This is a genomic window from Actinocatenispora thailandica (assembly GCF_016865425.1).
Classification (GTDB): domain Bacteria; phylum Actinomycetota; class Actinomycetes; order Mycobacteriales; family Micromonosporaceae; genus Actinocatenispora; species Actinocatenispora thailandica.
Window position 1 is genome coordinate 248,784 of record NZ_AP023355.1, and the last position, 23,244, is coordinate 272,027.

Genomic DNA, 23,244 nt, shown 5'->3' on the forward strand with positions numbered 1-23,244 from the left:
CCGGATCCCGGGGGCGGCCCGGTCGAGTCGGTAGGGTTCGCGCGCGGCGCGGACCGCTGTCGGCCGAGCGGTCCGCAGGTTTCCCGGCCTCGCGGCGTCGGGGTCACCGGTCGGCGGCGATGCGCTCGGCGTCGGCCGGGGTACCGGCCATGAGCGTGCGGGCGTGCTCGATGACCAGCTCGACCTCCCCGGCGGCGATCGCGCTGCGCAAAGCCCTGATCTTCCGACCGGCCGGACGGTTGCAACGCCGACGATGTCGCGTGATGGCATTGACGGCGTCGATATGATGTCACTACGGTGTCATCGATCGGGTGGGTCGCCCACCGCGACAGCCGGGCGAGGCAGCCCGGCGAACGAGCAGGGAGGGTGTCATGGGGGACGTGCCGGAGTTCCTGGACCGCTACCAGCTGGACCGGCCGAGAACCGACCGACCACTCGGGTTCGCGTCGGCCCTCGCCGACCACCACGTACCGGGGGTCTCCATCGCGCTGCTGGAGGGCGGCGCCGTCACCCGCACCTGGGCGGTCGGCCGCCGCAGCATCACCAGCGACGCGGAGGTCCAGCCGGACACGCTGTTCCAGGCCGGCTCGATCAGCAAGTCGATCGCCGCCGCCTGCGCGCTGCGGCTGGCCGACGAGGACGTCCTCGACCTCGACGCCGACGTGAACGAGCTGCTGAAGTCGTGGCAGGTGCCGGCCAACGACGGCTGGCAGCCGCGCATCACGCTGCGCCAGCTGCTCGCGCACACCGCCGGTACGACGGTGCACGGCCTGATCGGCTACCCGCCGGGGATGCCGGTGCCGTCGGTGCCGGACATCCTCGACGGCAAGGGCAACTCGACACCGGTGCGGGTCACCGGCCTGCCCGGGGTGCGGCACGGCTACTCCGGCGGCGGGTACACGATCGCCCAGCTGGTGCTGACCGACGTGACCGGGCTCGACTTCGACACCCTGGCCTGGGAGCTGGTGTTCGAGCCGGCGGGCATGGTGCACAGCACCTTCGCCCAGCCGCTCGGTACGCACCGCGCCGCCCGCGCCGCGTCCGGGCACCGGCCCGGCCCGGCCCTGGTCGCCGGCGGCTGGCACACCTACCCGGACATGGCCGCGGCCGGCATGTGGAGCACGCCCAGCGACCTGGCCAGGTTCTTCGCCGCCATCCGGGACAGCCTGGCCGGCGTGCCCGGCGCCCTGCTGTCCGAAGGTTCGGCCCGCGCGATGGTCACCCGCGGCGCTCCGAACCAGCCGTACGGGCTGGGCGTGGTGATCGCCGAGCCCGGCGCACCGGCGTTCGTCGGCAACAGCGGTACCGACGAGGGGTACCGCAGCTGGGCCGGCATCCACCTGGACGACGGCAGCGGCGCCGCGGTGATGACCAACGGCGACTACGGGTACGACCTGATCACCGACGTGGTGCTGCCGGCGCTGACCGCCGAGTACGGCTGGCCGACCGCGCCGGCGCCGGCCCCGGCGGTGGCGGCGGGCGACCTCGCCGGGCGGTACGTCGGCGGGGACGACGAGTTCGTGGTCGCCGAGACGGGCACCGGGTTGACGCTCACGGTGCCCGGGCAGCCGCCGGTACCGCTGATCGCAGCTACCGACGAGAGCTGGCGGGCCCGGGTGCTCAACCTCGACGTCCGGTTCCCGGCCCGGGACGGCGACCGCGTCCTCGTACTGCACCAGGAACGCACCCCGGACGCCGACGTCGAAGCCACCCGGGTCACTGGCTGAGCCGCCGTGCCGGCCGGCGCTGAACCGGAATCCGGGTGCCGTCGGCGGTGCGCCGGGGCATGCTGCGAGGGTGACGACGACGATGCCGGCCGGGCTGGCCACCCGGCCGCTGACCACGGCGGACGCGGCGGCGGTGACCGCGCTGATGGCCGACTGCGAGCGGGCCGACCTCGGTGCGGTGTTCATCGAGGAGGCCGACCTGGTGGGCGACTGGCGGCGGCCCAGCTTCGACATCGGTGCGGACACGATCGCCGTGCTCGACGGCGACCGGCTGGTCGGCTACGCCGAGGTCTACCAGGGCCGGCGGGCCGAGGCGTACGTGCATCCCGACCACCGGGGCCGCGGCATCGGCACCGCGCTGCTCGGCTGGACCCGGCGGCGGGCCCGCGAGGTGGGCAGCAACCTGGTCGGCCAGACCGTACCGGAACGCAACCGGGGAGCAACGGATCTGCTGCGACGCCACGGCTACACGCCGCTCTGGACGAGCTGGGTGCTGGAACTGCCGCCCGGCGCGGCGATCCCCGCGGCGCCGCTACCGGCCGGGTACGCGATCCGCCCGTACCGGCCGGGCGAGGAACGCGCGGTCCACCGGATCGTCGAGGACGCGTTCGCCGAGTGGCCGGACCGGGCACCGACCCGGTACGAGGACTGGGCCGCCGGGGTGCTCGACCGGCCCGGGTTCCGGCCCGAGCAACTGCTCGTGGTCGTGCACGGCGACGAGATCGTCGGCGCCTGCCACCTGCTCGACACCGACGGCGACGCCTGGGTCAACCAGCTGGCGGTACGGGTCGACCAGCGCGGCCGGGGCCTCGCCCGCGGGCTGCTGGCCGAGGCGTTCGGTGCGGCGCGCTCCCGTGGCGCGCGGCGCGCGCAGCTGTCCACCGACTCCCGTACCGGAGCGCTCGAGCTCTACCGCCACGTGGGCATGCACGTCACCACCACCCTGACCCATCTCGCCGCCCGCCCCTGACGGCGCCGGCACGTCGCGCCGGGGAGCAGCCGTGCCGGTGTGCCCGGTCCTGGCCGCCGGCACCGGCCAGGACCGGCGGGTTCGGCCGGTCAGCCGACGGGGATCAGGGTGAGGTAGGCGATGTTGAGGACGTTGCGGTAGCCGCGCAGCCAGCTCGCGCGATGCGCGTCGACCCGGGTACGGGTCTTGGCGGCGAGCGGGTGATCGGGCCGCTCGGCGAGCCATTCGTCCACATCGGACAGGTACCCGGACTCGAACTCGTCCCACTCGTCGGTGTTGGCGGTCTCGATCCAGCAGGGGCGGAAGCCGGCCGCGGCGGCGACATCGACGAGGGTGGCGAGGTCGTGCTGCTCGTCGAGGTGCGCGTCCGGCCACATCGCGGCCAGCTCGTCCGGGGTCGGGTTACGGTCCCAGAAGCCCTCGCCGAACAGCACCCGCCCGCCGGGTGTGACGAGCCGGCGCAACTGGTGCAACGCGTCGGCGGTCTGCCGTGGCGGCGTCGCATCGCTCACCGCGTGGCTCGCGTTCAGGCACAGGACGAGGTCGGCGGGTTCGCGGGTCGTCCGGTGCCCGGACTCCTCGACGAACTCGACCCGGTCGGCGAGCCCGCGGACGGTGGCGTTGTGCCGGCCGCGGTCCAGGTCCTCGGCGTTGCGGTCGATGCCGACGCCGGTCGCGCCGGGTACCGCGTCGAGAACCCGGAGCATCAGTTCGCCCCAGCCGCAGCCGAGGTCGAGCACCGTGGCGGGGTCGCCCTCGGACAGTCGGGAGACCATCCGGTCGGCGCGCGTCTCGCTGAGCGGGCCGTGGAAGGTGAGCCGGGTCAGCCGCGGCGGGGTGTCCGTGTCGTCCATGGCGGCAACCTAGCCGGCCACCGGCGCCGGCCGGCAACGCATTTCCGGCGACGCCGATCAGATCGGATCGGTGCCGAGGTGGGCGTGCAGGTGCATGTCGTGGAAGCCGTCGGCGTGCGGGACCGCCTGGCGCAGCGTGCCCTCGTACCGGTAGCCGGACTTCTCGGCGACCCGGCAGGAGGCGGTGTTCTCGACGGCGTGCAGCAGTTCGAGCCGGTGCAGGCCGACCTCGGCGCCGCACCAGCGGGTGAGCCGGCGCAGCGCGCGGCCGGCGACACCGTGGCCGCGGGCGACCGGCAGCGTCCAGTACGCCACCTCGGCGTGGCCCTCGGTGAGATCGACGGTACGCAGCCCGATCCGCGCGACGAGCGCCTGGCCCGCGGTGACCGCCCAGTCGGCGCCGGTCTCGGCGGACCAACGGCGAGCCCGCTGCCGGATCCAGTCGGCGGCCTCGGCCTCGTCCATCGAGCGCGCGTGCCACCGTTGGATCGCCGGGTCCTGGTACGCCAGGGCGAGCGCGGGCGCGTCGTCGGCCCGCCACGGCCGCAACGCCAGCTCGCCCCGGGGGCCGAGCCGTCGGCGGTCGGCTCACGCGCGGCGGTCGGGCCGGCGGGTCCGTCCTCGGCCGGCACGGTCAGGACCGGCTGCGGCATGCCGGACATCCGTCCGGCCGGGACGACGGGCTCGATCAGCAACGGCACGTGCCCATCCTGCCATGCCCTTCCCGGCCGGCACGTTTTGCTTTCCGTGCCGATGGGGATAGCATTCCGTGCGGCACGGAAAAGGGGCTGACGATGATCGAAGGCAAGGCGCCAGGCCGCTGCCGGCAGTGCGGGAAAGTGCTGGCAGTAAGGCGATCCAAGGGGCGATCGCGGCTCTACTGCGACGCTACCTGCCGCAGCGCCGCGCGTCGCGAGCGCGATTCCGTGAAGGAAAAGTTGACAGGCCACGGTCGTCAGGGAACGGTTGACAGCGGGGAGCACGACCCGCTGGCGGCGGTGATCGCGGCGCACGACACGCTGCGTGCCGCCGAGCAGCGGCTGCATCGGGCGGTGCGCGCCGCCCGATCCGCCGGCGAGACCTGGGAGGTGATCGGCGAAACGCTGGGGATCACCCGGCAGGCCGCCTACCAACGGTTCGGGCGGGCCGACGAGCGGTCCGGCACCGGGGCGGCACCGCTGCCGGACGCCGCCGACCGGTCGGTCCGGCTGCTGGTCGATCTCAGCGAGCACCGGTGGTCGGCGGTCACCCGGCGGTTCTCGCCGCGGATGGCGGGGGCGATCGACGCCACGAAGCTGGCCGCCGTGTGGGCCGAGGTGACCGACACCATCGGCCGGTACGAGGGGATCGGCACGACGCTCGTCCGTCGCATCGGCCGGCACACGGTGGTCGACGTGGCGGTCCGCTGCGAGGCGGGCGACGCCACCCTGCGGGTGGCGTACGACGACGGCGGGGCGATCGCCGGGCTGTTCCTGCTTCCCATCGCGCAGAACTGAGGTCGTCGGGGGCCTTCGATCGAGCAGGCCACCCCGCGACCTCGGTGTCTCGGCCGGGCATCCGGCCGGGGTCGAGATTCGAGGAGGCTTCATGGGGATCGATCGGCGCAGTGTCATGTCCATGATCGGGTTCACGCTGCCGGCCGGCGCCGCCGTCGGCGCGGCGGTCGGAACAGGGATCGGTGCGCCGGCCACTGCGCAGAGCTCCACCGGCGTGGCCGACCGGCAGTTGCGCTGGCTGATCGGCGCCACCCGCCGGGTGCCGGTGCCCGCCGACGAGCTGGCCGCACACGTCGCCGCCGACACGCTGGCCGCGATCGGCGGTACCGACGCGCTGAACGAGGTGTTCGCCCAGGTCGGCGCGCTGACCGCGGGACGGTCGCTGACCGACGCCGCGACCAAGGCGGAACGGCTGGCCACCGCGGGCGCGGCGCAGTGGGTGGTGACGGTCGAGGTGGACGGCACCGGCCTGATCGCCGGACTGCACTTCGCCGGGTACCACGACACGCCCCGGTCCTGGGCCGAGCTGGACCGCCGGGCCCGGGCGCTCGCGCCGAACGTGTCGTTCGCCGCCGCCCGGGTCGGCCGGGACGGCCACACCGCGCTGGTACACGGCATCGCGCCGGACACCCGCCGGCCGCTCGGCTCCGCGTTCAAGCTGTACGTGCTGGGCGCGCTCGCCGACGAGATCGCCGCCGGGCGGGCGAGCTGGCAGGAGAAGCTGGCCATCCGGGACGACTGGAAGAGCCTGCCGTCCGGGGTGCTGCAGGACCGGCCAGCCGGCACCGAACTCACCCTGGCCGACTTCGCCCGCTACATGATCTCGATCAGCGACAACACCGCGGCCGACCACCTGATCCACCGGGTCGGCCGGGCGCGGGTCGAGCGCGAACTGGGTCGGCTCGGCAACGCCGACCCGGCCGCCGACCTGCCGTTCCTGACCACCCGGGAGCTGTTCGTGCTCAAGGGGCACGACTACCCGCGGCTGGCCAGCCGCTACCAGCGTCTGCCGGTGCCGGCCCGCCGGGCGCAGCTCGCCGCGATCGACCGGGTGCCGCTGTCGGCCGTCACACCGTGGACGACGCCACGCCGGGTCAACGGGTTGGAGTGGTTCGCCACCCCGGCCGACATCTGCCGGGCGCTCGCCGGCCTGTCCGACCGGTACCGCGGTGCCGGGATGGCGCCGCTCGGCACGGCGATGTCCACCAACGACCAGTACATCGGGTTGAACCGGCGCCGCTTCCCGATGGTCTGGTACAAGGGGGGTAGCGAGCCGGGCGTGCTCACCGTCAACTTCCTGGCCGGTACCGACCGGGGCGAGCAGCTCGCCGCCAGCCTGCTGCTGTCCGACCCGGAACGGTCGTTGGACGAGGCGGCGCTGCTGCCCGAGGTGATCGCGCTCGCCCGCGGCGGGCTGGAACTCGCCGCCCGCCGCTGACCGCGCCCCGGTCCGGTCGCCCGCCCCGGGGGACGGCTGCCATCATGAAACCCGGTGGCCCGGTGGCCCGGTGGCCCGGTGGCCCGGCGGCCCGGTGCCGATCCGGCGGCAGCCGCGGGTCGGAGCCGCGAACGGTCGCGGAACGAGGGGGAGACATGGCGGTGGACCTGGAACCGATCACGCGCGAGGTCGCCGGGCTGGTCGGTCGGGTACGCGACGACCAGCTCGACGGGCCGACCCCGTGCACCGAGATGACGGTGCGCGACCTGCTGGCGCATCTGGCCCAGCTCACCGTCGGGTTCCGGATGCTGGCGCAGAAGCAGACGCTGCCCGGTGGGCCGCGCCCGACCGAGCTGCCGGACGACTGGCGCGAGCTGCTGCCGCGGGTGCTGGACGAGCTCGCGGACGCCTGGCAGCTGCCGGCGGCGTGGGAGGGCACCGTGCAGTTCTTCGGCCGCGAGATGCCGGGCGCGATGGCCGGTCAGATCGTCACCGACGAGCTGGTGCTGCACGGCTGGGATCTGGCCCGCGCGATCGGCGCCCCGTACCAGGCGGACGAGCCGGCGCTGCGCGCCGCGCACGACTGGGTCACCGCCACCGTGGAGCGCACCGGCGGCCGGGGTCAGGAGGGCCTGTTCGCGGCACCGGTACCGGTGCCGCAGGACGCGCCGTTGCTGGACCGGGTCGTCGCGCTCGCGGGCCGTACCCCGAGCTGGACCCCGTGACCCGGGCGGCATCCTAGCTGTCCACCGTGGATGAAGCCGGCCGGCGCCGGGCCCGGTCGCCGCGGCGGCGACCCGGCTGCGCCCGGTCGGGGACATCCGCGCGGGCAGGTTTCGTCCGGGCAGGTTTCGTCCGGGCAGGTTTCGTCGGGGCCGCTCAGTCGCCGAAGACGCGGCGGGTGTAGTCGTTGGCGAACACCCGGTCCGGGTCGAGCCGGTCGCGCACCGCGCGGAACTCGTCGAACCGGGGATAGCTGGCGCGCAGCGAATCGGCGTCCTGCCAGTGCAGCTTGCCCCAGTGCGGCCGGCCGTCCAGGTCGCGCAGCACCGCCTCCACGGCGTGGAAGTACGGCTCGTACGCCATCCCGACGTACTGGTGCACGGCGAGGTAGGCGGCGTCCCGGCCGTGCGCGGTGGACAGCCAGACGTCGTCGGCCGCCGCCACCCGGACCTCCACCGGGAACGCGATGTGCACCCCGCAGGTCTCGACGGCGCGGCGCAACCCGGCGAACGCGTCGGGCAGCGCCTCGCGCGGCACCGAGTACTCCATCTCGACGAACCGGACCCGGCGCGGCGTGCAGAACACCCGGTCGGAGCGGTCCGCGTAGCTGCGCGCCGACAGCGCCCGCGCGGAGAGCCCGTTGACCCGCGGGGCGAGCGCCGGTGCGCGGCGCACCAGCTTGCACAGTACCGAGAAGGCGGTGTTGGACAGCAGCTCGTCGTCGAGCAGGCGACGCCAGGTCGGCAGCGGGTGCGGTGCCTCGTCCGGGCCGAGCCGGTTGTTGCGCTTGACCGACGTCAGTTCGGTGTAGGGGAACCAGTAGAACTCGAAGTGGTCGTTGGCCGCCGCCAGCTCATCCACAGTGGACAGTACGGTGTCCAGCGGCATCGGCCGCTCGTCCGCGCGCAGCGGGAAGGAGTCCACACAGGACAGTTCGAGTTCGGTGAGCACGCCGACGGCGCCGACACCCAGCCGGGCCGCCTCGAACACCTCCGGGTGCTCGGTCGGCGACGCGTGCAGCACCTCGCCGGTGCCCGTCACCAGCGTCAGACCGGCGACGAAGGTGGCCAGCCCGCCGAGCTTCGCGCCGGTCCCGTGGGTACCGGTGGAGATCGCGCCGGCGACGGTCTGCCGGTCGATGTCCCCCAGGTTCGGCAGCGCCAGGTCGACCGCGGCGAGCACCCGGTTCAGCGCGTGCAGCGGCATCCCCGCCGGCACGGTGATCCGCTTCGCCTCCCGGTCGACCGAGTACGCCCCGCTCGCCGGGGTCAGCCGGACCCCGTCGGTACTGGCGGCGCCGGTGAACGAGTGCCCGGACCCGACCGCCTTGAGGGTGCCGCCCGATTCGCGTACCCGGCCGACGATCTCGGCGACATGCTCGGCGGTGTCCGCCTCGGTGACCTGCCGCGCCACCGACCGCTGGTTGCCCGCCCAGTTCGTCCACTGTGGACTCGTCATCACACCTCCAGGTCGACGGCTACCGGTACATGATCCGACGCGGTGCTGCGCACCGCCACGGTGTCGGAGACGGTGACGGCATTCGTGGCGTACACGTGGTCGATGTGCTTGCTCGGGTGATTCGACGGATAGGACGGGACGGACCGCTGCTCGGCCAGCCCCGCGGACTGCAACGTCACCAGCGCCGGCGAACCGGGCTCGGCGTTCAGGTCGCCGGCCAGCACCACCCTCGGCCCCAGGGTGCGGACCAGCTGCACCACCGCCCGCGCCTGCGACTGCGGCGGCGCGTCCGCGTTCGGCTGGAAGTGGGTGGCCACCACGGCGAGGTTCGTGTCGCCCAGCGACACCGTGACGGCGAGCGCGCCCGCCCCGGTCGGCCCCTCGGCCGGCAGCGCGACCCGCCGCACCTGCCGGATCGGCAGCCGGGTCAGCACCGCGTCGCCCCACACCGGATCCGCCGCCGGCCCGAACTCGTACCGCATGTGCAACCGGCGGGCCACCGCGACCAGGTCGTCGTGCCCGCCGTTGAGGAACCAGCCGCGGTCGACCTCGTTGAGCAGCACCACGTCCGGGTGCTGCGCGGCGAGCGCGGCCGCCACGTCGGCCACCGCGAACCGGCCGCGCAGGTCGAACCCCATTCGGATGTTGTAGGTGACCAGCCGCAGCCGGTTGCTCGACGAGTCGGCGACCGCCGGCAGCGACGGCACCACGAGCGCGCCGGCCAGCCCGGCCAGGACGGCCAGGACCGGGATGGCCACGATCGTGGCGGGCCGCTGCCGCACCGTCGCCCGTACCGGCCGCCACGGCGCCGCGGTCGCGCCGATCCACAGCGCCGCGATCAGCAGCAGGACGCCGTTCGGGAAGCCGATCGAGGCGTCGTAGGCGGCGTAGTAACCGAACAGCAGCGCACCCGCGCCGAACAGCCCGCCGCCGGCCGCCAGACCGCGCCACACCGATCCGGCGCCACTGCCCGGCAGGCCGGCCCAGCCGAGGCAGCCGGCCAGCGCCAGCGCGCCGAGCGCCTGCGCGACCGGCCCGTACCAGGCGGCCAGCCCGCCGTCGGTGGTCGGGAACGTGCCGAGCACCAGCAGCGGCAGCGCCACCGCCGGCAGCCACGGAGTACCGGTCAGCCGGGGCCGGGCCGCGACGAGCACCGCCAGTACGCCGGCGCCGGCGACCAGGCCGACCGCCAGCGGTGCGGGCATGGTGCCGGCGCCGGCGCGGGCGGTGGCGCCGGTGAGCACGCCGTACAGCAGGATCGCCGGGCCGACGGCGGACCAGTACCGCTTGGCGGGGGCGCCGGCCGGGGTCCGCAGCGCCGCGGTGGCGAGCACCGCGACGCCGAACGCGACCAGCAGCGCGAGCCGCAGCAGCACCCAGCCGGCGCCGTGCCGCCAGATCAGGTCCTCGTCGCCCAGCAGCGTGTCCAGCACCGTACTGCCGGCGAGCCCGGCGGTGACCCCCACCGCATGCCAGGCGCCGACCAGCCGCGGCTGCGTCCGGTCGGCCGCGGCGAGCCGGGCCCCGCTCAGCGCGTCACCGGTCACGTACCAGTAGCCGCCGGCGACGGCGACGGCCGCCGCGTACAGCTGGGGTTGGCCGCCGTCGGTGAACAGCAGGGCGAGGTGCCCTGCGAGCAGTGCGGCGGCGCCGGCGGCCCGGACCACTCCGCTGTACGTGTACCGCCCGACGACCGCGGCGACCAGGCCGGCGGCGAACCACCCCAGCGCGAACCCGCCGAGCAGGACCGGCGAGGTGCTGCCCGCGTCGCCGAAGATGGTGATGAGGGAGGGCAGGAAGACGCGCAGCGCGTCGAGGAGCAACAGCACGCCGAGCGCCGTCGCCAGGATCCGCCGGGTCATGATAGGTGAATACTCCTCATGTCTGGCAACGTCAACGCCCTCAAGATCGATCGGGCATGATGGACAACGCGACTCGGGCCCGCCTGGCGGTCGACGACGGCGAGTCGCCGTGCACTCCGCGGCGGGCCCGGCACGAGGTGGTGCGATCCTAGGGCTGTTGGGCGGTTCCGCACCACCCGGGGCACTCGCCCGTCCGGGTGCGCGGCGCACGGTGAGGGGGCGGTGACGGTGGCGCAGGGTCGGCAGGTTGCCGGGGGTAAGAGTGGGGCCCCGCTGCGGCGGGTGCCGATGCAGGAGCGCAGCGCGGCCCGGGTGCAGCGGATGCTCGACGCCTGCGCCGAACTGGTCGACGAACTCGGCTACGACGGGCTGAGCACCACGCTGCTCGCCGAACGCGCCGGCGTCGCCATCGGCTCGGTCTACCAGTTCTTCCCGGACAAGCGCGCCGTCGTGCAGGCGGTCACCGTCCGCAACCTGGAGACGTACCTGCAGCGCATCTCCCGCCGGTTCACCGAGGGCGGCTTCGAGCACTGGTGGGACGGCGTCGACGCGGTCATCGACGAGTACGTGGAGATGCAGCGCGGCACGCCCGGCTTCCGCGGCCTGCACTTCGGCGACATCGTCGACACCCACCTGCTCGACGAGAACCGCGACAACAACGACGTCATCGTCGGCAAGCTGCGCGACGTGCTGGTCGAACGGTTCGAGCTGGTCGCCGACGAGCGGCTCGACTTCGCCCTGGCGATCGCGGTGGAGACCGGCGACGCGCTGATCAAGCTCGCCTTCCGCCGGACCCCGGACGGCGACGCCGCGGTGATCACCGAGGCCAAGGCGCTGATCCGGCAGTACCTCGCGGGCTACGTCACCGTCTGACGCCTCATACGCTGGTGGTGGCAGCCACCAGCGGAGGTGCGCACGATGGCAGCGTCGACCGATCGCGGAGTTGCGGGCGAGGGGTTCACTGTGGAGACCGCCGAGGGATTGCTCCCTCCCGGTACCCGTTTCGAACTCCATGAGGGAAACATCCTCGTGATGACCCCGGCAGCACAGTGGCACTCCGATGTCCAGATGCGTGTCGTGCAGATGCTCCGAGAGCGTGGTCTCGTTGCCGGCATGGAAGTCGGTGTCGAGATCGCTCCAGAGGAAACCCGCGTCCTCGACGTCGGTGTGTTCAAGGGGCAGCGCGACCTGCACAAGGCTTATTTCAGTGCCGATCAGATCGCGCTGGCGGTCGAGGTGGTGTCGCCGAGCACCGCGCAGAACGACTTTCGGGACAAGCCGATCCTGTACGCGAAGCTGGGCATTCCAGCGTTCTGGCGGATCACCGAGAACGAGGACGACGAGGGGAACATCACCGACTACATCGTTGAGCTGTTCGTACTCGACGAGAAGGGGCGGTACGCGCTGGAGCGGACCGCATCGCTGGACGACCTGGAGGCCGAGGACGGCGAGCCGAGCTGACGCGGCCGGCACGACCTGTTCAGAGGAACGCGTGGCCCTCGCCGCGGTAGGTGGGGACGGTGTCCACGATCCGGTCCCCGTCGACCAGGTGCAGCTCGTCGACGTGCTCGCACAGCTCGCCGGCCTTGGCGTGCCGGAACCAGACCCGGTCGCCGACGGTCAGCTCCGACACCCCCGGGCCGGTCAGCGGGGTCTGCACCTCGCCGGCGCCCTCGGTACCGACGTAGCGCAGCCCGGCCGGCAGGGTGGGCCGCGGCAACCGGTCGGCGCGCGGTACGCCGGAAGCGACCCAGCCGCCGCCCAGCACGGTGACCACGCCCGGTGCCGGCCGGCGCACCACCGGCAGGGCGAAGAACGCCGCCGGATGCGGGCGCCAGGCGGCGTAGCCGTCGAACGTGACCGGGCCGTACAGGCCGGAACCGGCGGCGATCTCGGTGACCGCCGGCTCGGCCGCGGTGCTGTGCACGCTGCCGGTGCCGCCGCCGTTGACGAACTCCAGCTCGGTGACCTGGCGGACCGCGGCGACCGCGGCGGCCCGGCGGGCGGCCAGCTCGGCCCGCGAGACGCGCTGGATGCGGCGCAGCAACGCACCGTACAGCGGGCGCCCCGGCGGGTGGTCCTGCAGACCGGCGATGTGCGCCTCGTACGCCATCAGGCCGACCAGCCGGAACCCGGGGCGGGCGACGACGGCGCGGGCGGCGCGCGCCAGCTGCGCCGGGCTGTGCAGCGGGGAGCGCCGGACCCCGATGTGCGCCGCCCCGAGCAGCGGCCGCCAGGACGCGTCCAGCTCCAGGCAGACCCGTACCGGTGGGCGACGTGCCGGCAGCACCGAGTCGATCAGGTCCAGCTGCTCCGGTGCGTCGATCATCACCGTGACGCGCTCGGCGAGCGCCTCGTCGGCCAGCTCGGCGAGCGCCGCGCGGTGCACGCTCGGGTACGCCACGAGCACGTCGGGGTGGCCGGCCCGGGCCAGCCACACCGCCTCCGGCAGGGTGAACGCCATGATGCCGGCGAACCCCGGTTCGGCCAGTGCCCGGGTCAGCAGCGCCCGGCAGCGCACCGACTTGCTCGCCACCCGGATCGGCCGGCCCGCGGCCCGGGACCGCAGCTCCGCCGCGTTGGCGTCGAACGCCGCCAGGTCGACCACCGCGAACGGCGGATCCAGCTCGGCGGTCGCCGCGTCCAGCCGGTCCCGCAGCGCCCGGCTCGACCGTTGCTCCATGGCGCCAAACGTAGCGCCGGATCCGGTCAAACGCGAGATCTCTTCATGAATTTGCCGGCGTGGTGACGCTCACCGCTCCCGCCGGCGCGGGCGGCCCACCCCGAGCGCGGTGCGCACCTACCCTGAACAACCCGCCGATAGAGTGGAATGCACGCGCGAGGGCCCGACGGACCCGTCGTCGACCGCGCAGCCGGCGGCCCGGCACCGTGCCACCGGTGCCCCGCCCGCAACGGGGGAGGAGTCAGTCATCGCCACGCATCCCGCCGAGGAGCGGTCGAGCACCAGCGGAGCCGAGGCGCCGGGTACCAGCAAGCTGTCCGGGATCGCCGAGCTCAAGGCCATCCTGCGGCTCCGGGCGTTTCGCCGGCTGTGGATCGTGCTCGGCTTCTCCTCCATCGGTGACTGGCTCGGCATCCTCGCCACCAGTACCTTCGCCTCCAGCCTGTTCTCCAACCCGGCAGCCCAGGGCGCCGCGTTCTCCGGCGCCATCGTGGTCCGGCTGATCCCGGCGCTGGTGCTCGGGCCGATCGCCGGCGTGTTCGCGGACCGGTTCGACCGCCGCCGCACCATGGTCATCTGCGACTCCACCCGCTTCGTGCTGTACGCGTCGATCCCGATCGTCGGCATCTTCGCGGGCAGCGTGCTGACCGCCGCCTGGCTCGCGGTCGCCACCTTCATGATCGAGACCTGCCAGATGATGTGGGCCCCGGCCAAGGAGGCGTCGGTACCCAACCTGGTGCCGAAGAAGCGGCTGGAGCGGGCGAACCAGCTCGCGATGGCCACCACGTACGGCATCACGCCGATCCTCGCCGGCCTCGTCCTGGCGTTCCTCAACTGGCTGATCGGCGCGCTCGGCTTCGGCTCGTCGTACTCGGTGGCGCTGGTCCTGAACGCCCTGACGTACGCGGCGACCGCACTGATGGTGTGGTTCGGCATCAAGGAGATCTCCGGGCACCGGGAGTCCCGGCCGGAGCGGGCCGAGGAGGGCATGCTCCGCCAGTTCGTCGACGGCTGGCGCTACATCGCCCGGTTCCGGTTCGCCCGCGGGCTGGTACTCGGCATCTTCGGCGCGTTCGCCGCGGCGGGCGTGGTGATCGGCGCCGGCCGCACCTACGCGAAGTCGCTCGGCGGCGGCGACGCCTCGTTCTTCCTGCTGTTCGCGCTGCTGTTCGTCGGCCTCGGTATCGGCATCGGTGCCGGTCCCAAGCTGGTCGGGCAGCTGTCCCGGCGGCGCTGGTTCGGGCTGTCGATCATCCTCGCCACCGGTGCGGTCGGGCTGCTCGCGATCGCCCCGCACCTGTTCGTCGCCGCGTTCCTGACCGTCGTGGTCGGCGCCGGCGCCGGGATGGCGTTCCTGAACGGCATCACGTTGCTCGGCGTCGAGATCGACGACGCGATGCGCGGCCGGGTGTACTCGTTCATCCAGGTGTCGGTGCAGGGCGTGCTGCTGCTGACGCTGTCCGCGTCCAGCGTGCTGGTCGGCATCGGCTCGTCCCGGGTGCTGTCGCTCGGACCGGTCGCGGTCAGCATCAGCTCCACCCGGGTGCTGCTGCTCGCCGCCGGCGTGGTCGGGGTGTTCGCCGGATTCGCCGCGCTGCGGCAGATGGACGACAAGCGCGGCGTACCGCTGCTCGCCGACATCATCTCCTCGATCCGGGGCCGCCCGCTCGGCCGGCCGGAGCCGCACGAGGGCAGCGGGCTGTTCGTGGTGTTCGAGGGTGGCGAGGGCGCCGGGAAGTCGACCCAGGTGATCAAGCTGGCCGCCTGGCTGCGGGTGCACGGCAACGAGGCGGTGGTGACCCGGGAACCGGGCGCGACCGAGGTCGGTGCGCGGATCCGCGGGCTGGTGCTGGACGCCGGCGACACCACCGTGTCCCCCCGCGCCGAGGCGTTGCTGTACGCGGCGGATCGGGCACATCACGTCGCCACCGTGGTCCGGCCCGCGTTGCAGCGCGGTGCCGTCGTGGTCAGCGACCGGTACGTCGACTCGTCGCTCGCCTACCAGGGCGCCGGCCGCACCCTGCCCAGCGAGGAGATCGGCTGGCTGTCCGACTGGGCCACCGGCGGCCTGCGACCCGACCTGGTGGTCCTGCTCGACATCGACCCGAGCGTGGGGCTGGCCCGGGCCGCCGCCCGCAGCACGGCCGACAAGCTGGAGGCCGAGTCGATCCTGTTCCACGAGCGGGTCCGGCAGGCGTTCCTCGACCTGTCCGAGCGTGACCCGGCACGCTACCTGGTGCTGGACGGCACGCTGGACCAGGAGCAGCTCGCCGAGCGGGTCCGGGAGCGGGTCTCCCGGCTGCTCCAGCCGACCGACGACGACGCCGATTCCGAGCCGGCCGCCGGTCGCGCGCCGGCGCCGTCGGCTGCCGCGCCGGGCGATGCTGCCGGTGTTTCCGAGCCGGCCGGCACCGGGTCGCCGCGACGTTCGGCGCCGGGTGACCGGCCGGCGTCCGCGGAGCGGTCCGCGCCCCGCCCGGACGCCACCGCGGTGCTGCCCCCGGAAGCGGCGGCCACGGTGCCGCCCGCGGAGGCGGCGCGCGAGCCGGCCGTCGCGGTCGCCGCGGCCGAGACGACGGTGCTGCCGCAGGTCTCGGCCGAGACGACGGTGCCGCCGCAGGCTGGGGACGAGACGACGGTGCTGCCGAAGGCCGCGGACGAGACGAGCGTGTTGCCCGAGGTCGCGGACGAGACGACGGTGCCGCCGCAGGCCGGGGACGAGACGACGGTGCTGCCGAAGGCCGCGGACGAGACGAGCGTGTTGCCCCGGCTGGTGGACGAGACGACGGTGCTGCCGAAGGTGACGGACGAGACGAGCGCGCCGCCGAAAGCCACGGAGGAGACGGCGCCGCCGGCCGGCCCGGATGGGACGACGGTGCTGCCGGTGGTCGCGGAACCGAGCGATCCGTGGCGGTCGTCGACCGAGACGGCGACGTTCCCGGCGGTCACGCCCGGCTTCGATCCGTGGGGGCGGCCCGCCGAGCCGGAACGGCCCGGGTACGACGACGAGACCATGATCATGCCGTCCCGCACCGGCGACCTGCGCCGCCGGCGGCCACGGCGGAAGCGCTGAGCGACCATGACGGACGTGTTCGACACGGTGGTGGGGCAGCCGGAGGCGGTGGCGGTACTCCGGCGCGCGGCGAGTGCCGGCCGCCCCGGCGGCGCGCCGGTGCACGCCATGACGCACGCCTGGCTGTTCACCGGGCCGCCCGGGTCCGGGCGGACGGACGCGGCCCGCGCGTTCGCCGCCGCGTTGCAGTGCGAGCAGGGCGGCTGCGGCACCTGCCAGTCCTGCCACACCGTGCTCGCCGGTACCCACGCCGACGTCCGGTTCGTGGTGCCGGACGGGCTGACGATCGGCGTCGACGCGATGCGCGCGCTCGTGCTGCGGGCGCAGGGTGCGCCGTCGTCCGGCCGGTGGCAGATCCTGGTCATCGCGGACGCCGACCGGCTCACCGAGGCGGCCAGCAACGCGCTGCTCAAGGCGGTCGAGGAGCCGCCGGCCCGGACGGTGTTCCTGCTGTGCACCCCGTCCACCCACCCGGACGACATCTCCGTGACGATCCGGTCCCGGTGCCGGGTGGTCGCGCTGCGCACCCCGGCGGTGGACGCGGTGGCAGCGGCGCTGGCCGCCGACGGCCGTACCGACCCGGCGACCGCGCGGTGGGCCGCGGCGGCGGCGCAGGGGCATCTCGGCCGGGCCCGCACGCTCGCCACCGACGAGGTCGCGCAGGCCACCCGGCAGGCGGTACTCGCCATCCCGCGCAAGCTGACCAGCCTCGCCGCCTGCTTCGACGCGGCCGGTGAGCTGGTCGCCGCGACCGAGCGGGAGAGCGCCGGCGAGTACGCGGAGCTGTCCGCGAAGGAGCGGGACGAACTGGCCACCGCGCTCGGCGCCGGCGGGACGGGGAAGGGTTCGGCCGGGGCCGCCCGGGGTTCGGCCGGGCAGCTCAAGGAGCTGGAGCGGCGACAGAAGACCCGGGCCACCCGGGCCCAGCGGGACGCCCTGGACCGGGCCCTGACCGACCTGGCCGGCTTCTACCGGGACGTGCTGATGACCCGGCTGGCCGCGCCGGTACCGATGGTGCACGCGGACGCCACCGAGCTGACCGGCGCGGCGGCGCAGCGCTGGGCGCCGACCGCGACGCTGCGCCGGCTCACCGCCGTACTGGAGTGCCGGGACGCGATCGCGGCGAACGTCAAGCCGCGGATCGCGGTCGAGTCGATGATGCTCACCCTCTGGCGGGGCTGACCTCGCGGTCGGCCGGCGCGGGTGGACGCGGTGCGACGTCCTCGCCGGGCGCAGCCCTGGCCGGGCTGAACGCCGCGGGCTGAGTCCTGGCCGGGCTGGGCGCCGGGCTGAGTCCTGGCCGGGTTGGACGCGGGCCGGAACCTTCGGCCGGCGGCGGTGCCTGCCGCGGTGGACCGCGTGCGACGAAGCGGCGCCCTCCCCGCCGGAGCGGGAAGGGCGCCGCGTGCGTTACCTGGCGTTACGCGCCCAGGCCGCCGACCAGGCCGGTGACCGTGGACAGCGGGTTCGAGCCGAGGCCCGGGGCGCCACCGTTGGTGGGCTGGTCCGGGTTGGCCGGCGCGGAACCCGCCGGTGCGGTACCGGTCGGGGCAGCGCCGGTCGGCGCCGCGGCCGGCGCACCGGTGGACAGCATGCCGTCCTCCTGACCCGGCAGCCCGTTCAGCTGGCTGGTGACCGGGCTGGTCAGGTCGCCGACCGGCAGGCCGCCGACGTTCGCACCGCTGGCGAGCGAGTCGACCGGGGAACCCTCGGTGGCCGACTCGGTACCGGGCAGGCCGCCCAGGCTCGGGCCGCCGGTGAGCTTGCCCACCGTGCTGCCCAGGCCGCTGCCGGCCTTGGCGACGAGTCCATCGGTGGGCAGCTTGTTGTTCTGCCCGATGGTGAACCCGTCTTCGGTGCCGAGCACCGGCAGCGCCCGCAGCGGCGCCGAGCCGAGCGGCAGCGACGCCGACTCGGTGGTGTTGCTGTCGGTCGGGCCGACCTCACCGGTCGGCTGCTGCGCGGTCGGTGCCTGCGGCTGCGCCGCCGGCGGCTGCTGCGTCGGTGCCTGCTGTCCCTGCGTTGCCCCGGACAGCAGTGGCCCGACGACCGGCAGACCGCTCGGGTCGGCCAGGTCGGTCGGCCCGCCGGCCTCGGTACCGGTCAGCCCGGACAGCGGCCCCGCGGCCGGGCCGGCCAGCCGCTGTACCGGCTTGACCACCGGTGCGGCCGCGCCGGTCAGCTGCGGGACGTCGACCTTGGTGCCGTTGGTCGGCGGGTTGCCCGTCGAGATGCCCGGCAGGCCCTCCGGCCGGCTGGCGGACTCGTTGTACACGGTGCCCGGCTGCGCGGCACCGGGCTGCGCGGTGTCCGGGTGCATGAAGCCACCGGTGATCGGCAGCCCCAACTGACCCAGCTGGCTCGCCGGGTCGTGCTGCACCATGACCGGGTGCGTGACGCCACCGGAGTTGACCAGTGCCGCCGGCTTGTCGGCCGCCGCCACCTGAGTGCTGGCCTCGGCCGACGCCGCGCCGAACAGCAGCATGCCGCCGACGGCGACGGCCGCGGTCATCGCGCGGTAGATCCACTTGCGGTTCATCGTTATGTCCTCAATGCATCGGGTACGTGATTGGTTCGCGCCGGCGGTGCCGGCACGCGTACCCGCGGAGCGAGCGACCGGCACGTGGCGGCGCAGCGCCGGCACGTGCCCGTGATGGTGCGGAAGGTGAAGCGAACCGCGTGTCGTGAGGGAGCAGAGCGCGAGGTACCTCCCGGGCGCGGGGCAGCCCGGCGCGGGCTGGCTGCCCGCCCCGGCGCGCCCGGGGTGCGGTACGTCCGAACGGACCCAGCCCGGCTGGCGGGTCGTTCGTCGATCTGCTCGCTCCGCGGTTTTCTCCTCGGAGCACTCCGGATCCACGTCGTGACGGCTCGACCCGGCCACGGTCGCCGTGTGGCATGGGGCCGCAGGTAGCTGCGCCAGGGCTGGTATGGACGGTGCCGGCAGCGCCTGCCCGCGCGCCGACGCCGTACGCCCCTGGTGCACTGCACCGTCACAGGGAGATGCCGGCAGAATCGCCGTTGCCATCCCGCTGACACCTCCTCGTCGGATAGAGAGAGCTCCGGGCACGGATTGTGCCTACCCACGTACATAACGTGCAAGTGCTGGGGATGGGTTACGCGACACATTCTCCGATCGCGTTCAGATGTCGACCGCCCGGGAGTTCTGTGCCCCGCCGCGAGGCATCGCGCCGAAAGCGATCTTGGTTACCATCGGCGCTGTGCCGCCCACCCGACGAGTTCTGCCCATCTCGCTGCCGTTCGGGCAGCGACCCCGCCGGGGCCGCATCGTCGTGTGCGGCGCCAACCAGCTCGCCTACCGGCTGGTGGAGGAGCTGACCACCCGACACGGTGAGTCGGTCGTGGCGATCGTCCCGTCGATCGGCCACAACCGGGCCGCCGACATCGCCGAGCTGGACGGCGTGCAGCTCATCGAGTCGAGCCGGCTGGACAGCAAGGCGTTCGAGAAGGCCGACCTGCGCACCGCGCGATCGCTCGCGCTGGTCGCCGACGACGACGTCGGCAACCTGCACGCCGCGCTGCGGGCCCAGGAGGTCAGCCCGAAACTCCGGCTGGTGATCCGGATGTCCAACGCGAACCTGCGCTACCGCATCCACGAACTGTTCGCCGACTGCACCGCGCTGCACGACGCCAGTACCGCGGCGCCCGCGTTCGTCGCCGCCGCCCTCGACCGGCCGGCGCCGATCCGGCTGCCCACCCGCACCCTGATCACCGCCCGCCGCCGGGACGTACCCGCCGAGTCGGTGGTCTGCGCGCTCGCCGGCACCGCCGAACCGACCGGGCCGCTGAGCCTGCTGCCGAACCGGAACCGGCCGGACGACCTGGTCCTCGCCACCGCCGACGGGCAGCGCGAGCGGTCCGGGCCGCGGGCCCGCCCCTCGTACCGGATGCGGCAGGCGCTGCGGCGCAGCGTCCGGCGGGGCCTCGCCATCGCGGTCGGCGTGCTGCTCGGGCTGGTCGTGCTCGGCATCGTGCTGCGCGTCGGGGTGCTCGGCGACCCGCTCGGCTTCTCGCTGTACGACACGGTGCTCACCATCGCCGGCGCCGGCGACCCGGACCGGCAATACTCCGGTCTGGAGGAGACGATCCAGGCGGTCACCATGATCGGCGGTGTGGCGCTGATCCCCGCCATCACCGCGGCGCTGGTCGACTGGGTGGTGCGGGCCCGGCTGACCGCCGCCCAGCAGACCGCCCCGGTGTACCGGGAGGGCCACGTCATCGTCACCGGCCTCGGCGACGTGGGCGAACGCATCGTCCGCCAGCTCGACGACATGGGTGAGCGGGTCGTCGCGATCGAGAGCGGCGAGCACGGCCCCGGAGTGGCGTTCTGCCGCGAGCGCGGCATCCCGGTGATCCATGGCGACGCCACCCGGGAGGACGTGCTCAGCCAGGCCAACCTGCACAGCTGCCGCGCCCTCGTGCCGGTGACCAGCGACGACGTCACCAACCTGGAGATCGCGCTGAACGCCACGGCGACCCGCGCCGACCTGCGGGTGGTGCTGCGGCTGTTCGACGCGGACCTCGCCGCCCGGGTCGAGGAGCAGTTCGGGATCACCACCTCGCGCAGCGTCGCCTACCTCGCTGCGCCGGTCTTCGCCGCCGCGCTGGTGGAACGGCAGGTGATCAACACGATCCCGGTCGGCCGCCGGGTGCTGGTCATCGCCGACCTGCCGGTGTCGGCCGGCGCGCAGCTCGCCGGCCAGGCGGTACGGGTCGGCAACATGGCCGGAGAGAGCCGGGTCATCGCGCTGCGCGGCAAGGACGGCGACTGGACCTGGGCGCCCCGGCTCGACCGGGTGCTGCGGACCGGGGAGCGCATCATGGTGCTGGCCACCCGTACCGGGCTCGGCCGGCTGCTGGCCGCAAGCGACGAGTCCGCCGGCACCGAGGACGGCGACTGACCGGGCCGGTGACCGCAGCCTTCGCCGGCCCGCGGCCGGGGTACCGACGCGGTCCGGTGGGTGTTGGCTGGAGATGGGACCGATCCAGGAGGGACCGAGATGACCGGCTACCCGACGATCCCCGCACCGCACTTCGACGTACCGGAAGCCGAGGCGATCGCCCGCGCCCGCGCCTTCGCCGACACGATGGCGCGGCGCCGCACCATCCGCGAGTTCGACGACCGGCCGGTGCCGCGGGAGGTACTGACCGCCGCGGTCCGGGCCGCGGCCACCGCACCGAGCGGCGCGAACCTGCAACCGTGGCGATTCGTGGTGGTCACCGACCCGGACACCAGGCGGCGGATCCGGATGGCCGCCGAGGCGGAGGAACGCGAGTTCTACGCCCGGCGGGCGTCGCCGGAGTGGCTCGCCGCGCTCGCGCCGCTCGGTACCGACCCGGACAAGCCGTTCCTGACCGACGCGCCGGCGCTGATCGTGGTGTTCGAGGTGCACCAGGGGCCGCGCACGCCGCGGCCCTACTACGTCAAGGAGTCCGTCGGCATCGCGGTCGGGTTCCTGCTCGCCGCGCTGCACCAGGCGGGGCTCGCCACGCTGACCCACACACCGAGTCCGATGCGGTTCCTCACCGAGGTGTGCGGGCGGCCGGCGGAGGAACGCGCCTACGTCGTGGTGCCGGTCGGGTACCCCGCCGCCGACGCCCGGGTACCCGACATCGCACGCAAGCCGCTCGACGACGTGCTGGTGGAGATCTGACGTTCCGGTGTCCCGCGGCCGGTGACGCTCGCCCGGCCGCGGAACACCGGCGACGCTCGCCCGGCCGCGGGGCGCTCGGTCAGCGGGTCAGTACCGCGATGCGGCCGGCGACGCCGGACGCCCAGCACGAGCCGTGCGCGCACTGCACCGCGTCGAAGCTGCCGTCGTCGAACCGGGTCCAGCTGCGCCCGCCGTCGGTGGAGACGTCACTGCCGGTCGGGCCGACGGCGAGGACGGTGCGCCGGTTCAGGAACGCCGCACCGGACCGGTACTGGCCGGGGCCGTCCACGCCCGTCCAGCTGCGCCCGCCGTCGCCGGTGATCGCCGCGGCGTTGGGTGCGGCATCCGGGTCGGCGAAGTCGCCGCCGACCGCGACCCCGTGCCGCGGGTCGTGGAACGCCAGCGAGAAGATCCCCGCCGACGGCGAACTCGGTACCGAGGTGCCGGCGTAGCGCCAGTGCCGGCCGAGGTCGTCGGACCGGTACACCCGGGACACCGCGCCGCCGCCGGACGCCAGGAACGCGGTGCGCCCGATCGTGACCAGGCAGGTACCGCTCGCGGCGAAGCCGGCCTCGCCGGCCTGCGCGGGCGGCATGCCCGAGGCCGGCAGTACCCGCCAGTGGTGCCCGCCGTCCGCGGTGGACAGGATCCGGAACCGGCCGTCGACCGGGTCGGACATGGCGAGGCCGTGCCACCGGTCGTAGAACGCGGTGCAGTCGTAGAACGCGTTCGGGTCGGTGTTGCGGAACGCGGTCGTCCAGTGCCGGCCGCCGTCGTCGGTGACGAGGATCCGGGACGCCTCGCCGGGGCCGATCGACAACGCCACCGCGTGGTACGCGTCGGTCGCCTCGATGTCGCGGAACTCCAGGTCCGCCGCGCCCGGTGGGGACACGGTCTGCCAGTCGCGCCCGCCGTCGGTGGTGCGCAGGACCACCCCGCCGGCCCCGGCCACCCACGCCACCCGCGAGTTCACCGCGGCCAGGCCGCGGAACTGGCCACCGCCGGTGTGCACCATCCGCCAGCTCGGCTGCTGGCCCGGATGCCGCAGCTGGGGCGGCCCGGGATGCGCGGCCGCGGGTACCGCCGCCGACAGCACGCCCGCGGCGACCGCGGTCGCCGCCAGTACGTTGCGAAGTCTCATGTCGCCGCAACCTACCGGGCCGGACGGCGGGGTGCAGCCCGCAAGCCGGTGCCTCGCACCGTTGTCCACAGGGCCCCGCGTTGTCCACAGGCGTCCGGGACAGCGCCCGATCCGCGCCCGACGACGGTTTAGGATTGGCGCCGGGGT

17 protein-coding genes and 1 pseudogene are annotated in these 23,244 nt (G+C 74.2%); 11 read left to right on the top strand and 7 right to left on the bottom strand.

Going from position 1 to position 23,244, the window contains the following annotated elements:
- The first annotated feature begins 371 nt into the window (after window positions 1-371).
- Both Athai_RS01165 and Athai_RS01170 read left to right on the top strand, forming a co-directional pair.
- Complete coding sequence (locus Athai_RS01165) at window positions 372-1,727, top strand: serine hydrolase domain-containing protein (RefSeq protein WP_203959740.1); 1,356 nt, start codon at window positions 372-374, stop codon at window positions 1,725-1,727.
- A gap of 70 nt (window positions 1,728-1,797) precedes the next feature.
- Complete coding sequence (locus Athai_RS01170) at window positions 1,798-2,697, top strand: GNAT family N-acetyltransferase (protein ID WP_203959741.1); 900 nt, start codon at window positions 1,798-1,800, stop codon at window positions 2,695-2,697.
- A gap of 89 nt (window positions 2,698-2,786) precedes the next feature.
- Here the strand turns inward: Athai_RS01170 and Athai_RS01175 are convergent, their stop codons facing one another.
- Entirely contained in the window at window positions 2,787-3,551 is a 765-nt protein-coding gene (locus Athai_RS01175) for an SAM-dependent methyltransferase (RefSeq protein ID WP_203959742.1), read from the bottom strand.
- Window positions 3,552-3,608: 57 nt separating this feature from the next.
- Window positions 3,609-4,100, bottom strand: coding sequence for a GNAT family N-acetyltransferase (locus Athai_RS01180; protein ID WP_239156638.1), 492 nt, complete (start codon window positions 4,098-4,100; stop codon window positions 3,609-3,611).
- Window positions 4,101-4,345: 245 nt separating this feature from the next.
- Between Athai_RS01180 and Athai_RS01185 the strand changes: the two genes are divergently transcribed.
- From Athai_RS01185 to Athai_RS01195, 3 genes are all read left to right on the top strand, one after another.
- Window positions 4,346-5,047, top strand: a complete 702-nt coding sequence (locus Athai_RS01185) for a DUF3887 domain-containing protein (RefSeq protein ID WP_203959743.1) — start codon at window positions 4,346-4,348, stop codon at window positions 5,045-5,047.
- 91 nt (window positions 5,048-5,138) lie between these two features.
- Window positions 5,139-6,485: a serine hydrolase gene (locus Athai_RS01190; protein WP_203959744.1), complete on the top strand. Its 1,347-nt coding sequence runs from the start codon at window positions 5,139-5,141 to the stop codon at window positions 6,483-6,485.
- Between the two features lie 155 nt (window positions 6,486-6,640).
- On the top strand, window positions 6,641-7,210 hold the full coding sequence (locus Athai_RS01195) for a TIGR03086 family metal-binding protein (protein ID WP_203959745.1): 570 nt from the start codon (window positions 6,641-6,643) through the stop codon (window positions 7,208-7,210).
- Window positions 7,211-7,364: 154 nt separating this feature from the next.
- On the opposite strand, the gene Athai_RS01200 is transcribed toward Athai_RS01195, so the two are convergent.
- A complete protein-coding gene (locus Athai_RS01200; RefSeq protein ID WP_203959746.1) occupies window positions 7,365-8,666 on the bottom strand; it encodes a D-arabinono-1,4-lactone oxidase in 1,302 nt (433 codons plus the stop codon).
- Window positions 8,666-10,528 (bottom strand): endonuclease/exonuclease/phosphatase family protein, encoded by a 1,863-nt coding sequence (locus Athai_RS01205; protein ID WP_203959747.1) that lies wholly within the window; start codon window positions 10,526-10,528, stop codon window positions 8,666-8,668. Before Athai_RS01205 ends, Athai_RS01200 begins: the two co-directional genes overlap by 1 nt.
- Before the next feature lie 321 nt (window positions 10,529-10,849).
- Here Athai_RS01205 and Athai_RS01210 point away from each other — a divergent pair, with 321 nt between their 5' ends.
- A complete protein-coding gene (locus Athai_RS01210) occupies window positions 10,850-11,401 on the top strand; it encodes a TetR/AcrR family transcriptional regulator (RefSeq protein ID WP_203965251.1) in 552 nt (183 codons plus the stop codon).
- A 45-nt stretch (window positions 11,402-11,446) separates the two neighbouring features.
- Complete coding sequence (locus Athai_RS01215; protein ID WP_203959748.1) at window positions 11,447-11,989, top strand: Uma2 family endonuclease; 543 nt, start codon at window positions 11,447-11,449, stop codon at window positions 11,987-11,989.
- Between the two features lie 19 nt (window positions 11,990-12,008).
- Here the strand turns inward: Athai_RS01215 and Athai_RS01220 are convergent, their stop codons facing one another.
- Window positions 12,009-13,211, bottom strand: a complete 1,203-nt coding sequence (locus Athai_RS01220; protein WP_203959749.1) for an amino acid deaminase/aldolase — start codon at window positions 13,209-13,211, stop codon at window positions 12,009-12,011.
- A 340-nt stretch (window positions 13,212-13,551) separates the two neighbouring features.
- On the opposite strand from Athai_RS01220, the pseudogene tmk reads away from it, so the two are divergent.
- Window positions 13,552-15,516, top strand: a pseudogene (tmk, locus tag Athai_RS01225) (dTMP kinase); the annotation flags it as partial.
- Window positions 15,517-16,290: 774 nt separating this feature from the next.
- On the top strand, window positions 16,291-17,466 hold the full coding sequence (locus tag Athai_RS01230; protein ID WP_203959750.1) for a DNA polymerase III subunit delta': 1,176 nt from the start codon (window positions 16,291-16,293) through the stop codon (window positions 17,464-17,466).
- A gap of 238 nt (window positions 17,467-17,704) precedes the next feature.
- Here the strand turns inward: Athai_RS01230 and Athai_RS01235 are convergent, their stop codons facing one another.
- Window positions 17,705-18,823: a hypothetical protein gene (locus Athai_RS01235; RefSeq protein ID WP_203959751.1), complete on the bottom strand. Its 1,119-nt coding sequence runs from the start codon at window positions 18,821-18,823 to the stop codon at window positions 17,705-17,707.
- A gap of 679 nt (window positions 18,824-19,502) precedes the next feature.
- Between Athai_RS01235 and Athai_RS01240 the strand changes: the two genes are divergently transcribed.
- Window positions 19,503-21,203, top strand: coding sequence for an NAD-binding protein (locus Athai_RS01240; protein ID WP_203959752.1), 1,701 nt, complete (start codon window positions 19,503-19,505; stop codon window positions 21,201-21,203).
- A gap of 99 nt (window positions 21,204-21,302) precedes the next feature.
- The gene (locus tag Athai_RS01245) at window positions 21,303-21,956 is read left to right on the top strand and encodes a nitroreductase family protein (protein ID WP_203959753.1); all 654 of its coding nucleotides are present in this window, start codon (window positions 21,303-21,305) and stop codon (window positions 21,954-21,956) included.
- A 79-nt stretch (window positions 21,957-22,035) separates the two neighbouring features.
- On the opposite strand, the gene Athai_RS01250 is transcribed toward Athai_RS01245, so the two are convergent.
- On the bottom strand, window positions 22,036-23,097 hold the full coding sequence (locus tag Athai_RS01250; protein ID WP_239156639.1) for a WD40/YVTN/BNR-like repeat-containing protein: 1,062 nt from the start codon (window positions 23,095-23,097) through the stop codon (window positions 22,036-22,038).
- Window positions 23,098-23,244: the final 147 nt, after the last annotated feature.

Coding starts and splice junctions, on each gene's coding strand:
- Athai_RS01235 (WP_203959751.1), bottom strand. CDS start 18,823: ATGAACCGCAAGTGGATCTACCGCGCGATGACCGCGGCCGTCGCCGTC.
- Athai_RS01220 (WP_203959749.1), bottom strand. CDS start 13,211: ATGGAGCAACGGTCGAGCCGGGCGCTGCGGGACCGGCTGGACGCGGCG.
- Athai_RS01210 (WP_203965251.1), top strand. CDS start 10,850: ATGCTCGACGCCTGCGCCGAACTGGTCGACGAACTCGGCTACGACGGG.
- Athai_RS01205 (WP_203959747.1), bottom strand. CDS start 10,528: ATGACCCGGCGGATCCTGGCGACGGCGCTCGGCGTGCTGTTGCTCCTC.
- Athai_RS01195 (WP_203959745.1), top strand. CDS start 6,641: ATGGCGGTGGACCTGGAACCGATCACGCGCGAGGTCGCCGGGCTGGTC.
- Athai_RS01200 (WP_203959746.1), bottom strand. CDS start 8,666: ATGACGAGTCCACAGTGGACGAACTGGGCGGGCAACCAGCGGTCGGTG.
- Athai_RS01190 (WP_203959744.1), top strand. CDS start 5,139: ATGGGGATCGATCGGCGCAGTGTCATGTCCATGATCGGGTTCACGCTG.
- Athai_RS01165 (WP_203959740.1), top strand. CDS start 372: ATGGGGGACGTGCCGGAGTTCCTGGACCGCTACCAGCTGGACCGGCCG.
- Athai_RS01215 (WP_203959748.1), top strand. CDS start 11,447: ATGGCAGCGTCGACCGATCGCGGAGTTGCGGGCGAGGGGTTCACTGTG.
- Athai_RS01245 (WP_203959753.1), top strand. CDS start 21,303: ATGACCGGCTACCCGACGATCCCCGCACCGCACTTCGACGTACCGGAA.
- Athai_RS01250 (WP_239156639.1), bottom strand. CDS start 23,097: ATGAGACTTCGCAACGTACTGGCGGCGACCGCGGTCGCCGCGGGCGTG.
- Athai_RS01175 (WP_203959742.1), bottom strand. CDS start 3,551: ATGGACGACACGGACACCCCGCCGCGGCTGACCCGGCTCACCTTCCAC.
- Athai_RS01230 (WP_203959750.1), top strand. CDS start 16,291: ATGACGGACGTGTTCGACACGGTGGTGGGGCAGCCGGAGGCGGTGGCG.
- Athai_RS01185 (WP_203959743.1), top strand. CDS start 4,346: ATGATCGAAGGCAAGGCGCCAGGCCGCTGCCGGCAGTGCGGGAAAGTG.